Annotated in this window: 15 protein-coding genes and 1 pseudogene; 9 read left to right on the forward strand and 7 right to left on the reverse strand. The window is 60.6% G+C overall.

The annotated features are described in order from the left end of the window. Positions 1-3: 3 nt before the first annotated feature. Positions 4-849 carry a ubiquinol oxidase subunit II gene (cyoA, locus tag P3T21_RS27450; RefSeq protein WP_429259191.1) on the reverse strand — a complete coding sequence of 282 codons (846 nt, stop codon included), beginning with the start codon at positions 847-849 and terminating at the stop codon, positions 4-6. Between the two features lie 166 nt (positions 850-1,015). Here cyoA and P3T21_RS27455 point away from each other — a divergent pair, with 166 nt between their 5' ends. Continuing rightward, positions 1,016-1,936, forward strand: a complete 921-nt coding sequence (locus tag P3T21_RS27455; RefSeq protein WP_429259103.1) for a LysR substrate-binding domain-containing protein — start codon at positions 1,016-1,018, stop codon at positions 1,934-1,936. Here P3T21_RS27455 and P3T21_RS27460 read toward each other — a convergent pair. The 4 genes from P3T21_RS27460 to P3T21_RS27475 form a co-directional block, all read right to left on the reverse strand. Further along, complete coding sequence (locus P3T21_RS27460; RefSeq protein ID WP_429259104.1) at positions 1,930-2,523, reverse strand: HD domain-containing protein; 594 nt, start codon at positions 2,521-2,523, stop codon at positions 1,930-1,932. The two genes, P3T21_RS27455 and P3T21_RS27460, sit on opposite strands and share 7 nt — an antisense overlap. Next, positions 2,520-3,434: an NAD(P)-dependent oxidoreductase gene (locus P3T21_RS27465; RefSeq protein ID WP_429259105.1), complete on the reverse strand. Its 915-nt coding sequence runs from the start codon at positions 3,432-3,434 to the stop codon at positions 2,520-2,522. Before P3T21_RS27465 ends, P3T21_RS27460 begins: the two co-directional genes overlap by 4 nt. 11 nt (positions 3,435-3,445) lie before the next feature. Then, positions 3,446-4,102 (reverse strand): hypothetical protein, encoded by a 657-nt coding sequence (locus P3T21_RS27470; RefSeq protein WP_429259106.1) that lies wholly within the window; start codon positions 4,100-4,102, stop codon positions 3,446-3,448. Between the two features lie 102 nt (positions 4,103-4,204). Further along, positions 4,205-6,580: a cytochrome P450/oxidoreductase gene (locus P3T21_RS27475; RefSeq protein WP_429259107.1), complete on the reverse strand. Its 2,376-nt coding sequence runs from the start codon at positions 6,578-6,580 to the stop codon at positions 4,205-4,207. A gap of 90 nt (positions 6,581-6,670) precedes the next feature. Between P3T21_RS27475 and P3T21_RS27480 the strand changes: the two genes are divergently transcribed. Beyond that, positions 6,671-7,516 (forward strand): IclR family transcriptional regulator, encoded by an 846-nt coding sequence (locus P3T21_RS27480; protein WP_429259108.1) that lies wholly within the window; start codon positions 6,671-6,673, stop codon positions 7,514-7,516. A gap of 79 nt (positions 7,517-7,595) precedes the next feature. On the opposite strand, the gene P3T21_RS27485 is transcribed toward P3T21_RS27480, so the two are convergent. Next, positions 7,596-9,047 (reverse strand): YncE family protein, encoded by a 1,452-nt coding sequence (locus P3T21_RS27485; protein WP_429259109.1) that lies wholly within the window; start codon positions 9,045-9,047, stop codon positions 7,596-7,598. A 2-nt stretch (positions 9,048-9,049) separates the two neighbouring features. Next, positions 9,050-9,577 (reverse strand): annotated as a pseudogene (locus P3T21_RS27490) (DUF305 domain-containing protein). 542 nt (positions 9,578-10,119) lie between these two features. Between P3T21_RS27490 and P3T21_RS27495 the strand changes: the two are divergent. From P3T21_RS27495 to P3T21_RS27525, 7 genes are all read left to right on the forward strand, one after another. Next, positions 10,120-10,902: an HpcH/HpaI aldolase family protein gene (locus P3T21_RS27495; RefSeq protein WP_429259192.1), complete on the forward strand. Its 783-nt coding sequence runs from the start codon at positions 10,120-10,122 to the stop codon at positions 10,900-10,902. A gap of 52 nt (positions 10,903-10,954) precedes the next feature. Then, the gene (locus P3T21_RS27500) at positions 10,955-11,503 is read left to right on the forward strand and encodes a cupin domain-containing protein (RefSeq protein ID WP_429259110.1); all 549 of its coding nucleotides are present in this window, start codon (positions 10,955-10,957) and stop codon (positions 11,501-11,503) included. Between the two features lie 150 nt (positions 11,504-11,653). Further along, a complete protein-coding gene (locus tag P3T21_RS27505) occupies positions 11,654-12,586 on the forward strand; it encodes a SphA family protein (RefSeq protein WP_429259111.1) in 933 nt (310 codons plus the stop codon). 38 nt (positions 12,587-12,624) lie between these two features. Beyond that, entirely contained in the window at positions 12,625-14,028 is a 1,404-nt protein-coding gene (locus P3T21_RS27510) for an MFS transporter (RefSeq protein ID WP_429259112.1), read from the forward strand. 29 nt (positions 14,029-14,057) lie between these two features. Beyond that, entirely contained in the window at positions 14,058-14,489 is a 432-nt protein-coding gene (locus tag P3T21_RS27515; RefSeq protein ID WP_429259113.1) for a GlcG/HbpS family heme-binding protein, read from the forward strand. Between the two features lie 220 nt (positions 14,490-14,709). Then, positions 14,710-15,615 carry a hypothetical protein gene (locus P3T21_RS27520; RefSeq protein ID WP_429259114.1) on the forward strand — a complete coding sequence of 302 codons (906 nt, stop codon included), beginning with the start codon at positions 14,710-14,712 and terminating at the stop codon, positions 15,613-15,615. 63 nt (positions 15,616-15,678) lie between these two features. Continuing rightward, positions 15,679-15,861, forward strand: a complete 183-nt coding sequence (locus P3T21_RS27525; protein ID WP_429259115.1) for a GlcG/HbpS family heme-binding protein — start codon at positions 15,679-15,681, stop codon at positions 15,859-15,861. The last annotated feature ends 41 nt before the right edge of the window (positions 15,862-15,902 follow it).

The raw sequence follows: 15,902 nt of genomic DNA on the forward strand, positions 1-15,902 counted from the left end.
CCCTTACTCCTGTGTGCCGCACGAGCTGTCCTGCGGATCGAGGACGTTGCCGTTGTTGTACTTCGCGACGATGTTGTGGAAGAGCCGCGGATCGACCGATGAGAAATAGCGCACCGGCACCTTCTCGCTAGGCGCGCCCACGGTGTTGTACGTGTCCATGTCGAGGTGATCGGACGACGTGCGCACCTTCGCGACCCAAGCGTTGAACGCGTCAGGCGATGTCGCCAGCACACGGAACTTCATGTCCGAAAAGCCTCGCCCGCTGAAGTTCGCCGACTCGCCGCCGTAGTCGCCAGGCTTGTCGGCAATCAGGTGCAGCCGCGTCTGCATGCCCGCCATCGAGTACACCTGGCTGCCGAGTTGCGGGATGAAGAACGAGTTCATCACCGAGTCGGACGTGATGCGGAAGTTCACGGGCGTGCCGACGGGAATCGAGAGCTGGTTGATCGATGCAATGCCGAGATCCGGGTAGATGAAGAGCCACTTCCAGTCGAGCGAAACGACCTCGATATCGAGCGGTTTGACCTGTAATTGGAACGGACGATAGGGATCGAGCTCGTGCGTGGTCTTCCAGGTCAGGATGCCGAGATACAGAATGATGAGCGACGGGATCGCCCAGATCACGACCTCGATGGCAGTCGAATGCGCCCACGTCGGTGCATACGTCGCGCTCAAATTCGACGCGCGATATCGCCACGCGAACCAGAGCGTGAGCACGATGACGGGCACCACGACGATCAGCATGACCCACGTCGACGTCGCGATCAGCGATTTCTCCGCAACACCCACGCGGCCCTTCGGATCGAGCACGCCCTGGGTGCATCCTGAAAGAAACGAGATCGCTAACATGGCGATGGTGACGCACGAAGTTCGTGCAGCATGGTGAGCTTTCATAGCTTCTGCCCGGTTGTCGAAATTCAATGAGTTTTCGAGCGACAGGTTCGCCTGTTTGCAGGTGGATGTAAAATAGATTGAATTGACAGATTGATCAGCTTATCTGATCGCGGGAATTGACATGGACCTTCGCCATCTACGCTATTTCGTTGCCGTCGCAGAAGAAGAGCATTTCGGACGCGCGGCAGAACGCCTCCACATCGTGCAGCCTGCGTTGAGCATGCAGATTCGTTCGCTGGAGGAGGAACTCGGCGGGCCGCTTTTCCAGCGCACCAGCAGGCGCGTGGTACTGACCGAGGCCGGCGGCATTTTGCTTGCGGATGCGCGGCGTCTGCTCGCGCAAGCCGACCGGGTGCGTTCGGACGTCCAGCGTTCGCTGAAGGGCGAAATCGGCAGTGTGCGAATCGGCTTTGTTGGATCCGCCGTCTACGGCGGCGAACTGATAGACGACTTGCGGCGCTTTCGTCAGCTTTACCCGGAAGTGGAAGTGCACCTGGACGAAGTCGCGCCACAACAACTGGCCGAAGCATTGCTCAACGGCGAATTGGACGTCACCTATAGTCCGAGCGTCTTGCTGGCTAGTGATTCGCGATTTCGTGCAGAGCGCGTGGGGCGCTGGCCGCTCGCCGTCGCGATGGCGGACGACCATCCGCTCGCTTCGAAACGGCGTGTCTCGGCGCGGGACCTGCGAGCCGAGCAAATCATCCTCCCCGTGACCGAGAAAGATGGGGAGGGATCCGTGGCGCTGGTGCGTGCGATCCTGGGTGACGATGTTCGCATCATCGAAAGCGCATCAAGCACGAACGCTCTGTTCGCCATGGTGGCTGCCGGACTGGGAGTCGCGGTGATTCCCGCTGTGCTCTCCCGGATGGCGATGCCCGGATTGAGCATGCGGCCCCTCTCCGGCGTCTCCAATTTCGCAGAACTCGTCCGACTCAGTCGAGCCGACGAGACGAGCGGCACAGTCCGTGCCTATATGGACTGTGCACGCAGCCTGAAAGGCGCCCCCGCGTTCAAGCCTCGCACGACTTCGGATCACTGACCGCCCGGCTGCATCCTTGCGTACACGCCGGAGTTTTTTGGCTTCGCGAAGACCCGGCGCAGCATAGGTTCGAACGCCTCCAGCGGCATGCACTCCAGATCGGGATTGAAGGCTGCACCGTCGTAGAGCGCGCAAAACTCGGCGGTCTGCTTGAAGTACGGACTGTCACGATGCTCGTCGCGCATGTTCTTGTCCAGGCCCAAATGATGGAAGAAGTAGTATCCCTGGAAAATTCCGTGGTGCTTGACCATCCAATGGTTCGCCTCGGACACGAACGGTTGAAGAACGACCGCTGCAAAGTCAGGGTGATTGAAGGATCCCAGAAGGTCACCCAGGTCGTGCAGCAAGGCGCAGACAACGTATTCTTCGTCACGCCCATCGCGAGAGGCGAGCGTAGCGGTCTGCAGCGAGTGGGTAAGGCGGTCCACGGGAAAGCCGCCGAAGTCGCCCGCCATCAACCGCATGTGCGCCATGATCCGATCGGGCAATCGGGAGACGTGATCGTTGTAATGCGCCATCAGGGCGCGCCAGTCTTCGGCCGTGGAATGACCGATGTGCGTAAACGTGGGCTGATGGTCGTTGATCATGATGCCTTCCGCGAAGATTCAGATGTGGGCTGCTGCCCGGCGGCATTCACCGCCTCGATGAAGTAAGGCGTCAAGGACGCGACATCTCGCGAGGCATAGCCTTGGCCTATCGCCTGCATTACCTGAGCCATGGCCGCTTGCATCCCGGGAATCGGCACGTCAAGGGCTGCAGCTTCGGCGGCAATCGCGTGCATATCCTTGTAGAGGCCGGCCACGTCGAATGCTGCGGTCGAATTCCCTCCCAGGACGACCTCTTTTTTGGCCGGCAACATGGCAAGCGCGGCCGGGCTGTCGATCACTGCCTCGAGCATGAGTTCGCGCGGCAGGCCACTACGCTCGGCCAACGCCAGGCTCTCGCCAAGCAGTTGCCAGTAGCTGCAAAGAATCAAGTTCAGCGACAACTTCATCGCCGCGCCCAACCCTACCGATCCCAGCCACCACTGTTTGCGGGAGAAGGCCTTGAGAACCGGTCCCAGTAACGGCTCGTCACTCGCCGGCGCACCAACCATACTGACCAACTGGCCGGCTCGAGCCGGCCCGACGGTTCCAATAACAGGCGCGTCGGTATAAACGCCCCCATGTCGCTCGACGATGCCCGCTACCTGGCGGTGCGTGCTTGGCCGCACCGTGCTCATTTCGAGAAATCGACGGCCATCTGCCACCAGTGCAAGGCGCGCATATAGGTCGAGCACGCTTGCGTCATCATGAAGCATGGTGAACACGAGATCGCTGGTGCGTACGAGCGCTTCGGGGGTTTCCGCAAACGTGGCGCCCGCCGCAATGACGGGCTCACACCGCGAGGCGGTACGGTTCCATACCGTGACGCTGAAACCGGCACCCAGAAGCCGCGGCACGATTGCTTGGCCCATGCGCCCGAGGCCGATGAAGCCGACGTGTTGGATAGTGTTCATTTTCAATGCCCCTATCGCAGACTGACGACCCGCTGCTCCAAGGGCTTCCACTCGGCATATTTGGCCTTGGCCCCTTCAATCCATGTCGCCGTCTCGCCGTAGATCAAATACTCCGGAGGAAGAATCATTCCGCGCAGAAAGGTGGTTTTCGCCCCGTCCCGCACCGTCGAAACAAGCGGATAAGCACCTTCCTCGTACCAGACATCCCCTCGTCTGGTGTTGACCGTGTTCTCCCCTTTTTCTGATTCGGTCCGAAGGTCGCCTTCGATCAAGCAGCGAATTCCCGAACCGGGATGGGAGTGCAGTCCGGTTGTTCCTTCGAACCCGACGATGCAATCGAGTCGGAATAGCCATTTCGAGGTAGGCATCATCTCGAACATTTTTACGCGGCGTGCCATTCGCAGTCTGGACAACACACCCGTACCGCTCAACAACCCGAGGCCGCCGTCCTCGTGAACCAGCCCCCATCGCCACAATTCTGCACCGATGTTGCCCGCTTCAACGGTCAGGATTTCCTCGGCATAGCAGGCCTTGCCCGCGGCTAGTTCCACGCCATTTACCAGAGCCGAGCCCGACGCGATATAGACCATCGAGTGTTGCGCGGGTACCTCCGGAATCGTCTTCGCGCCGGGAAGCAGTTGATCGGCCCATTTCATCAGTTTATACATTACGGCATCCTTACCAATAGTTGTGAACGTTCCCCCGGAACTGGGATTTCCAGATCGTGGGACTCGCCCGTATGCGCCGGCAGTCTTAAACCGGCGGCGCGTTTACAGTTCGAGCACGAGCCGCTCACCGCCGCACGAGCGCGAGCAGCAGATCATCATGCGGTTGTGCGCTTCGCGCTCGGCGCGCGTGAGCACCATGTCGCGATGATCCACTTTGCCTGCCAGCACCCGTACTTCGCACGATCCGCACAGGCCTTCTCGGCAGTCACTCTGTACGTCGATGTTTGCCTGCTGCAGCGCCGCGAGCACCGTCTGATCCGCGGCGACCGGAATCACAAGGCCGGAGTCTTTCAGTTCGATCTCGAACGCATGTTCCTTCGACGGGTCGAGGGTGGTCTTCGTCGATACGAAACGCTCTACGCGCAGCGCGTCTTCCGGCCAATGCGCGCAGCTCGCCTCCACCGCTTCGAGCATCCCCGCCGGGCCGCATGCATAAATGTGCGTGTGCTCGTCCGGTTGCGCGAAGAGTGACGTGAAATCGTTGAGTGAGCCTTCTTCCAATACGTGCACATGGAAGCGTTCGCCGTGCAACGCGGCCAGCTCGTCGAGCAGCGCCATCGACGCGCGGCGCCGCCCGCTGTAATGAATCGTGTAGTCGATACCCCGAGCCTTTGCTTCTCGCGCCATCGCGCTGATCGGTGTGATGCCAATGCCACCCGCGATAAAGATCGCCCTGCGCGCATCGGCAGCGAAATGGAAGTGATTGCGCGGGCCGCGAATCTTCAGTACATCGCCTGCCTTGACGTTGGCATGGATCCAGGCCGATCCGCCGCGGCTCTCCGGCTCTCGCAGCACCGCGATCTCGAAGGCACCGCGATCCCGCGGATCGCCACAAAGCGAATACTGGCGTGAGAGTCCAGGGTCGCCGCAGATAACATCGATATGTGAACCCGGCGCCCAGCGCGGCAATGGCTTGCCATCTGGGGAGACGAGCCTTACACGCACGATACGATCCGCGCACGCCGACACGCTCTCGACGATCACCGCGCGGCTCACCGCATGCGACGATGGCTCACCGATCCGCACCGTTGCGCACGGCTTCAGCACGGATGGATCGTGCTGCTCGGGATTCTGTACAGGATCCCATTCCACATAGAGATGCTCCGGCCCGCGAAACGACGTGTTCGGCACGTACGTGAAGCGCTGTTCGGCAAGCCGCATGTGTGGCAGCCGGCGTGTGAACTCGTCGAGAAAGACCTGCATCTCCATGCGCGCAAGGTTCTTGCCCATACACTGATGCGAGCCATAACCGAAGGTGAGCTGACCGCTGGCGTTCTCGCGGCGGATATCGAAGAGGTCGGCATCCGCGAACTGGTGCTCATCATGATTGGCCGACGACGTCACGATGAGCAGCTTCGAACCCGCCGGGATGTCGATCCCGCCGATGGTGACGTCTTTCGTCGCAAGCCGACGCCACGCGGCGACCGATCCGTTGTGACGCAGACATTCCTCGACGGCGTTGGGAATAAGGCTCGGGTCCTCGCAGATGTCGTGCCATGCCTGCGGGTGCTGCAAGAGCAGTTTCATCGCATTGGCGGTCGCGTTGGCCGTCGTCTCATGCGCGGCGACGATGCCCGCCATCATCATCGAGTGCAGATAGGAATCCGTCACCACGTCGGGCAGTTCCTTCTGCTTGCGGATGCCGTACTGCATCCAGCCCGGGCCGGACGGGTCTTCGCGCATCTTGTCTAGCACCTTGCCCGCGAACTGCCAGAACTTGCCGACCGCGTGCGCGACCTCGACCTGCTCCTCCGGCCTCGGGCGACCCCACGTGTTCACCGTATGTGCGATCGAATATTCGCGCAACGTGTCCATGTCCTCTTCCGGCACGCCAAGAAAATGCAGCGCAACCGTGAGCGGCACTTCCCACAGCATCTGATCAACAAGGTCGGCGCGGCCGTGGTTGATGAACCGATCTACGTACTCGCGCGCGAGCTCGCGCACCATCGGTTCATGGTGCTTAAGCGCCTCGGGTGTGAACGGATCCATCAACGCACGACGGCGCGGCATGTGCGCTGGCTCGTCTTCGTTCACAAGCGTGCGGTTCATCGCGTAGCCATACGACTCCAGCACCGCGTTCGCCTCGGGGCCGGTCGGCGTGATTTTCTCGAGCGCGATCGACGGGCTGAAGGTGATGTTGTCGCGAAAGATCGCCTTGATGTCGTCGTAACGCGTGACGACCCAATAGCCGAGCTTTGGGCTGTAAAAAACCGGCTCCTGCTCACGGGCCCAGCGCACGTATTCGGGCGGGTCCTGCTGATAGCCGTCCTCAAACGGATCGAACGCAGCGGCGCGTGCGCTCACCGGGCAACCGCCGGGGGAAAGCGCGGCGTCAGACGCCGCGCCATGGAAAGGACACTTCGATACACCGAGATCAGGTGCGACTGCGGCCATGTTCTTCTCCAGATGTGATGTCATTTGCGTAACTATAATACGCAATGCGTAATCGAGTGATCCGGGTAAACCTTGCCATATCGGCTGCCGCTCCCGATCGGCTAAGATGACGAAATGGAAAATAATTCTCAAAAGCAGGCGGGTGACCGCGCTGCGCGGGACCGCCGGCAACGCGTGCAGTCTGCGTCCATCGGGATGCTCGTACTCAAAGAACTGGCCGCCCTTGGGGGACGTGCGACGCTGACCGCCCTGGCCGCCCATCTGCACGAGAATCCGGCGAAAGTCCATCGCTACCTGGCGAGCCTGATGGAAGAGTCTTTCGTTACTCAGGACGGGGCGACGCAGCAGTACTGCCTGGGACCCCAGTGCATTTCCATCGGTCTTGCAGCAATGCGCGTGGCGGACCCCATTCGCTTGTCCGAACCGTCGTTGGTGCGCTTACGCGAGAGCCTGGAAGTGACGTGCTTCATTGCCGTAATGGGCAATCACGGACCGACGATCATCCGCTTTGAGGAGCCGGGGTTACCTGTCACGGTGAATGTGCGTGCGGGCTCGGTCATGTCGTTACTCTGGTCCGCTACAGGGCGACTCTTTCTCGCCTTACTCGATGAGTCGCGAGTTCGAAAACTGGCGAAGGAAGAACTCGCGCGCGCCCCCGCCGACTTGCGCGCGCAACTCGATCCAACCGATCCGATAGGACAGCTGCAACGCGAGGTTCGCGCAATGGGCTGCGCCACGGTCAAAGATACGAATCTGAAGGGAATAAGCGCAGTCGCCGCGCCGCTTTTCGATGCCAATCGGCACCTTTGCGCGTCGCTCACTGCGCTGGGGGCGACGGGTGGGTTCGACTCCTCGATTGACGGTCCGATTGCGACAGCCTTGCGCAAGGAAGCTGAAACGATCAGCGCCGCGCTCGGCTATGTGCCGGATCACGCCAACGCATTTTCTGGTTGTGTCTGATACGTGTCCATGTTGGACCTGGACTGTCCCCGAAGATTGGATTCTTCCTTGGGCCGGTGACGCACGCATCGAGATTGACCTACGGCGCGAGCAGCGCCTGCACCTGTACCGGGGCTCCCGGCTTGCCTGAAACTTGCGGCGCAATCACGAGGTAGCGGTGCCTGTCGCCAGCAGTGCCCACGCCGGGCGTGACCAACTGGCGGATCTGGCCGAGCGCATTCACGATCGCGGAGCCGGCTGGATTGGTCATGAAGTTCGCCAGCGCTTCTATGTTGCCGGTGCCGTCAGAATTGTCTGCGAGGCCCAGTACATACGGTTGCTTTGGCTGCAGGCCAGTGACGGCCGCCTGAAGGACCTGCACGAGACCCTGGTCGAACAATGCGACACTCGTGGGTGCGCTGGCGACGTCCACGGACTTGCCCAATCCCACGGGAACCAGGACCAGGTGCGTACTCTGCCCGGCGAGAGCGAGCGGCTGCGTATTTTGCGTGCCGTCTCCTTCCGGGACCGCATTCGGTACATAGGTGACAGCCTGCGGCGCCTGGCCGATGGGCACGGTCGCGATTACCCTGTTCGTCAGCGTATCGATGGCGGTCATCGCGTCGGCGTTTTCAAGGCCGACGTAGATACGGCTGCCGTCACCGGACGGCCATAGCCCATGCGGCAGGTTGCCGACGGAAATCGTCGAAACCTGCGAGAAGTCGTCGGTTCGGAACACCTTGACCTGGTTCAGGCCTCCGACGGTCACATAGGCGAACGTACCGTTAGCGTTATGCACGATGTTCACATGGTTCGTAATCGGACCCGTGTCGAGCGTCCTGATCAGCCCGAATGGCGGTCGCGCGTCGAACACCTGGGTCTTGCCCACATCCTTGAGCGTAAACCATATCTGCTTGCCGTCCGGGGTCGCAGTGATGTCCGGGCAGAAGGGGCTTGCCTGCGTCACCGTGCCGACAATCTTGTGGTCAGCAACCGAGATGACCTCCGTTTCGGGGTTGAACGATGAACACACGTAGCCATACTTCCCGTCTGGCGAGAAGATCTGCATGCCCGGGCCGGCCGGCACGGTGATCCGGGTTTTTTCTTCATACGTTGTACCGTCAAGCACGGCCACATAGTTTTCGCCGCGCACAGTCACCCAAACCTCCTTGCCGTCAGGCGTAAAGAAGGCTTCGTGAGGCGAGCGGCCAACGTATGTGACGTGCTTGACTGCATTCGTCTGCGTATCGATGAAGGAGACCGAGTTCGAGCCGATGGACACCACAGCAATTGTGCGGTGATCGGGCGAATACCCCATGCCGTGTACGAGCAACTGGCCTTTGTACAACGGGCTGAAGTTGCCTGGCGACGGGTCTCCCAGACGAATCACCCCGACCACCCTGTTGTCCGCCGGATCGATAGCGGAGACGGTGTTCGAGAATTGCTCGGCGGCATAGACGCGGTCATGGTGGCTGACCGGAATATCCGGGTCGGACGACGAACCAGGGGCCTGTCCAGCCCATGCGAACTGGGCTGCGATCAGTGCTGCCATGGTCAGCGCCGAAGTAAGAAGGGACGTGTGTTTGATTGCGGCTCCTTTTGCGTGTGGGTCTGTATATTCATCTGCATGCCGTGATGGGACATCGAGTGTGCGTCCCCCGCGGATGAGGAAGCAGGCTCTTGCTGGTCTGGTGCGGGTGTCGACGGCGGCAGGGGCTGACCAAGCGCGAGGTGCATCGCAACAATCTCCTACTGTTGCTCGACGACGATTTCCTGCGCGATGCGACGCAATTGCTCGTTGCGTCCATAGCGCAATTCGGCCTGTGCCATATCAATGGCGCCCTGGTGGTGAGGGACCATCATCGCGACGAAATCCCGGTCAACATCGCCCGTCGGCCTGATCGACATGTCGTCCATCATCTTCGTCATCGCGGCGTCATTCTCTTGAAGAAACGGCGCCTCGTCTGAGCTTGCGGCCTGCAGTCCAGCGGCGAACGACGGGAGTATTCCAACTCCAGACATGGCAAGTGCGACGGCTGCCCTCAGTACCGCTGGGACAGACAGACGGATCGAGACTGGCATAAGGGTGTCCCTCCTCCTTCGTGTTGGCACATGCTTCAATGGAGTGAACCCATCGGGCGCCGACTTATTCCGAACGTCGAGAACTAATTTTGTTGTTCAGCAAATTTTTCGTCCGACGACGCATGGCGCTAGAAGCGACATTTCACCTACCCCTCCAGCGAAGCCCCCTCCCGACGCAAAAAACAATGCGCTCGCCCCACGGCGCTCTCACCGCAAGCCCGCCCGAGCAAAGCCAGTGCGTTAATCGAGCAGATCCTAGCGCTGGGTGAGGTCGGTTTTTCTGCAAAGAAATCGCACGACCGTGTTGGCTTCTCGCACGTCGCTGGTCGGATGACACCCGCAATCGCATCGTCCTCCGCAATTCATCGTTTACCCCATCCGTCGTTTAATTCCCGTTCTTGGGTGATATAGTCACCTGGTGACTTGGTATTTAGGCAAAACGCCGCCGGACCATTCGCACCTTCAAATTACGCAGGAGATATCTGATGTTCATGCGAAACCGTCTGTTGGAAATGCTGGAGCGCAATGAGATCCCGCTCGGCATGCAGTGTTTTACGGGCGATCCGGCGCTTATCGAAGTGATGGGCCTGACCGGCTTCGACTTCGTCATGATCGACGGCGAGCACTCGGGCAATGACGTGCGCGCGCTGGAAAACAGCGTGCGCATTGCCGAGCGCGCGGGCCTCGCGCCCTTCGTGCGCGTGCCGGACCGCTGCGACGAAACCGGCATTCGTCGTGCCCTCGAGGCAGGCGCCATGGGCATCTTTTTGCCGATGGTTCGCTCGGCGAAAGACGTCAAGGAAGCCGCGACGTTTGCCTTTTTCCCTCCGATCGGCGAGCGCGGCATTTGCCCGGCAACCCGCGCGGCCCGTTACGCGTTCAGGAACTTCGACGAGTACACCGCCTGGAACAATGCGGAAGTCGCGCTTATTCCAATGATCGAGCATCCCGAGGCGGTGGCGAACATCGACGAAATCTGCGCGCTCGACGCAGTGAAGATCATCGCCTTCGGCGCGGGCGATCTTGCCTACGCGATGAACGAAGGCACGTTGATGATGAAAAGCCCGCGCGTTCAGGAGGCCTACCGGACAGTGCTGCGGTCGGCGCAAAAGCACGGAGTCGCGGTGATCGGCGGACCGGTTCTCGATCCTTCGCCCGCCGCCTGCCGCAAGTCGCTCGACGACGGGGTGCGAATTTTCTGCCTCGGCCTCGACACGCTTGGGTTCCGGCGCTTCTGCGAGCAGACCGTCGCCTCGCTCAATGCCGGCATTGAAGGGTCGGCTTTCAAACGCCCGCCTGCGCCGGTCAGCGCCTTTCCCGACTGATACCAGCACCGCCGGTTGCATCCCGGCACAGACCCGATCAAGGAGAACCTGAATGACCAAATGGAACTGGAAGCGTTATGTCGTAGGTCCGAATGTGGACGGCAAATCAGCCGTACTGCTGGACGAAGCCACCAATGTCCAGCACAACCCGGGGATTTTCTATCGTGCAACGCTGTGGAGCGCGCGCGAGGTCCCGGTGGACAACAGCATTGAATGGGACCGCGCAAACGAGGTGACAACGCGTGAGCCTTTCCCTGGCGGCCTGCTGTTTCGCGCGCTCGAGATTCCGCCCGATACCGCGGATAAGGGACATCACGTCGAACAACTCAGGAAGCTGAACCTCGAAGTGCAGCAGAAGCATCAGCCGAGCGCGGAAGACCTGGCTTGCCACCCGAGCATGCACCGCACCGACACCCTCGACTGCATCACCTGCATCAAGGGTGAGATCTATCTGGTGACGGACGTCGACGAAGTACTGATGCAGCCAGGCGACACCGTCGTGATCCGCGGCACCAATCACGCGTGGAGCAATCGTTCGAACGAACCGTGTCTGTTGTGCGGTTGCATGATCGACGCCACGCAGCGCGAGCAGATCCGCTAACACAGCCATTCAGGCGCACGAGGCCCGCGTCGGCCCCGATGCCGGCGCCGGGTCGCGCCAGCGATACCGACACCGCGCCCGCCGCACGGCAAGTCGGCACGAGACAAGAAGCCGCTCGATAAGAAGCAGGCCGATACGGAGGAGACATTCATGCAATCACGTAAATATGCCTGGAGCGTTGCGCTCGCAGGGGCCGCCATGATGGGCGGCAAGTCAGCGCACGCCTACGAAGCCGGCTACCCTGGCTGGTCGATGCCACCCGGAGTGGTTTTGGGCATGACCGCCGCCACGCCCGCGCCCGGCTTCTACAGCTTCAACGAGGTCTATACAGCCCAGGCACACCGTTACGGTCCTGGCGATCCCAGCAGTGCGACGCCGATCCGCGTGGCGTCAGTGGTCACGGGCGTCCTCTGGACGCCTGGCTGGACCTTTTTCGGCGCCCGCTACGAAGCCCTGATTGTGCAGCCGTTCACAATGGCCGACGCCGGCGCTCCATTGAACGTGCAAAGCGGTGGCGTGCGCAACACTTTCATCGCGCCTATGCAATTGAGCTGGGCACTGGGCAATACCGGGCTCTTCGTGAAGACCGGTATTGGCGTCACCGTTCCGGACGGCACCATCTCCGGGCCCAACGGGCTCGGTGATCCGGGTGCGCCCTGGTGGATCGTACAGCCGCTGCTCGCATTCTCATATCTGAAAGACGGGTGGAATCTGACGGCCAATTTCTCGCTTGAAATGAACACGCCGAATACAAAAACCGAATACCGCACCGGCGATATTCTTCACGCGGATTTCGTCGCCACGAAAGCCTTCGGGAAATGGCGGGTCGGTCCGGTCGCGTCGTATGTCGGCCAGGTGACCAACGATACGTCGAGCGCGTTCTATCACAACGCGATCAACGTAAGCAGCTACAACCTTTTCGCGGTGGGCGGCCTGGTCGGCTACGACTTCGGGCCGGTCGTGCTGAATCTCTGGGCGACCAAAGACGTGAGCGCGAGCGCGTCGGGCGGCAATCCTGGGCCGAATCGCGCCACGATTCCGAATGGATACAAAGTATTCGCCAATCTGAACTTCCGCTTCTGATGTCCGCGACCGGATGTCGTCCGTTTATGGAGCAATACATGCAACCGACAGGCAAACTGGATCTCGAATCCATCATCGACGAAGGGCGGGTGACGGGTCTGCAGATCATCATTTTTCTACTGTGCGGACTGGTGGCGATGGTGGACGGTTTCGATACCCAAGCCATTGCGTTCGTCGCACCGCAAATCATCGGCGCGTGGCACGTGGCGCCGGCAGCGTTCGGACGCGTGTTCGGGGCTGGCCTTCTGGGCGGCCTTGTAGGAGCGCTCGCGCTGGGTGCCGCGGGCGATCGATTGGGCAGGAAGGCAACCATGTCGAGCGCCGTGCTGACCTTTGCGGCCGCATCACTGTCGACGCCCTTTGCGCAAACGATTGGGGAACTGACCGCGCTAAGGTTCGTAACCGGAATCGGACTCGGAGGCGCGTTACCGGCTTTCATCTCGCTCACGTCGGAGTATGCTCCCGCGCGGCTCAGGAGCACGCTTGTCGGCATGATGTTCTGCGGCTTTCCGCTTGGCGCCGTGGTCGGAGGCGTAGCATCGGCTGCGATTATCCAAGCGTTTGGCTGGAAGATGGTGTTTTCCGTCGGGGGCGCACTGCCTCTGTTCATACTCCCGGTCTTCCTCGCTGTCGTGCCTGAGTCGGTGAGATATCTTGCGCTGTGCGGCGACCGCGAAGCGATCGCGCGCGTTTTGCACCGTCTGAACGCGCAGGCGCAATGGAACGGAAAATTGACCCTTTTCGCCAAGGAATCGCACTCGCCGGTGTCGAGCCTGTTCAGGAATGGGCGTGGGCCGACCACGCTGCTTCTTTGGACCGCATTCTTTCTCAGTCTGCTCTTGACGTATTTCCTCATCAACTGGATTCCCGTCGTGGCTCGCGGCAATGGCCTCAATATCGACCAGGCCGTGCTCGCGGTATCCATGCTGAATCTCGGCGCTGTCGCGGGCTGTGTCGTGCTAGGCCGTCTTTCCGATCGCTTCGGCGCCCCCGGCGTAATTGGCGCGGCCTATCTCGCAGGCTCATTGGCCATCGTGGCCATTGGCTTCGTCGGCCGGTCGCCGACGCTGCTCTACGTCACGACCTTCGTCGCTGGTGCGTTCAGCATCGGTGCGCAGATGTGTACCGTCGCACTTTGCGCGGTGTACTACGACACGTTTCTGCGGGCAACAGGTATCGGCTGGGCGATGGGTATCGGCCGCATTGGGGCAATCGTCGGACCCGTGCTAGGCGGCGTTTTGCTCGGCGCGGGCGTCACGGCGGAAACGCTGTTTCTGGTGGCGGGCACGACGTCTGCCGGCGCCGCGGTTGCCGTGCTGATACTGGGACGGTTCGTCCGCAGGAAAGCCGATCACAACGAAGGCGGTCGCGCGGTGGGTCGCGCCCAAGGTCCATCGTCCGAAAGTCCCGATTCGCCTACCTGTACGACTAGCCCTCATTGATCGATCATTTGACTCAAGGAAAACGCAACATGCACTCACTTTCTCTCGAACAAGCCGCAGCAATCGTTGACTCGGCACTTGAAAAAGCACGCCAGACAGCTTGCGCACCCATGACTGTCGCGGTGCTCGACGCCGGTGGCCATCTCGTCGCGTTCAAGCGGGAGGACGACAGCGGTATCCTGCGCCCGCAGATTGCGCAGGCAAAGGCCTGGGGTGTACTCGGCATGGGCGCGGGCGGACGCGCGCTTGAGCAGCGTGCGAGTGCAGCGCCAGCCTTCTTCACCGCGCTGACGGACATCTCGCAAGGACGTATCGCGCCCGTCGCGGGGGGCGTGCTGATTCGCGATAGCGAAGGCCGCGTAGTAGGTGCAGTTGGAGTGAGCGGCGATCACCCCGAAAAGGACGAAGCCTGCGCGGTATACGGCATCGAAGGGGCATGCCTGAGGGCAGATGTTGGCTGAAGCTCTTGCCGACTAGATCAATCTTTTAAGCTCACGGCCAGTTCGCAGCGGATCTGGTGGTGGGCAGCAGTGCCGGCCCCTTGTTCACTATCGCCGAATTTATTTCACGCGGCAGCGCGCCCGCGATGCTCGCAGTACGCCATTTTGGCTGTTCGCTCGCGTCTGATCTGGGACAGGCAATCTAAACGCGAGACGACATACACCCTGAGAGGAGCTCAAGATGAAGATCGTTCCATTCGACCCTAGCAACTGGAAGAAAGACCATCCGACCGGCGCCATTGCCTTTCAGCACATGCTAAAGGGGGATGACCCGACCTCACCCGAAAATTTCATGTATATCCTCGCGAGGCAGGATGCCGACTTTCGTATGCCTCGACATCGCCACAATTTCGAACAGATTCGTCTTCCATTGAAGGGACCGTATCACGTCCAGCCGGGCCTGACTCTGGAGGAAGGGCAGATCGGCTACTTTCCGGAAGGCCTGGCGTATGGGCCGCAGGAGGACCCGATTACAGAGCAGACCCCGGCGGGTCGTCTCTTGCTCACGTTGCAGTTCGGCGGATCGTCGACGTACGGGTTCATGAGTATCGAGCAGCGGCGTCAAGCATGGAAGGAACTCGAGAAGAGCGGGCGATTTGACGGCCCCTTTTACGTCCGCCCGGACGGCAAACGCGAGTGGGGGCTCAATGCCGTATGGAAGCAAGTTTTCGGAGTCAGGCTGAAGTATCCTCATCCGCGCTACAAGAAGGTGATTGTGGCGGATCCCAAGCAGTTCAACTGGCTGATGTTGAAAGGATCGCCTGGTGTCGATCACAAATTCATGGGGAGCTTTTCGGAACGCGGTGTGTGGATTGAGATGGTACGCCTGCGCGGTGAGGCCAGTTGGTCTTCGGTGGACGAGTCTTCACAGCGTTTGTTTGTTATCCTATCTGGTGAAGGGACCGTAGACGGTAATCCTTTGACTCCCTTGACCGCGTTGCAGGTATATCCGGGGGAGAAACTCGGAATCGAGGCGTCGTCGACAATGGAACTGTTTCTGGTCGGATTGCCACCCATCGAACAGCCGGTTGTTGAGTCGGATCAGTTCGCCGAGGAGGAAATGAGGCCGGAAGACCAGCTTGAGTAATTGCATTCAGGCGCATAACGATACGTGCGCCTGCTTCATGACTCTTCGGTACGAGACACGCCTATGCAAACCTTATCATTCGCTCAAGCGTCCGGAATTGTGGACGCCGCACTCAAGACGGCACGGTCGCTTGGCTGTAAGCCCCTTGCGGTCGCGGTGCTCGACGCCGGCGGCCATCTCGTCGCATTCAAGCGGAAGGACGACAGCGGTATCCTGCGGCCGCAGATTGCGCAGGCAAAGGCCTGAGGTGTACTCGGCATGGGCGCGGGCGGTCGCGCGCTTGCGCA

Source organism: Paraburkholderia sp. GAS334, from assembly GCF_050436625.1.
Taxonomy (GTDB): Bacteria; Pseudomonadota; Gammaproteobacteria; order Burkholderiales; family Burkholderiaceae; genus Paraburkholderia.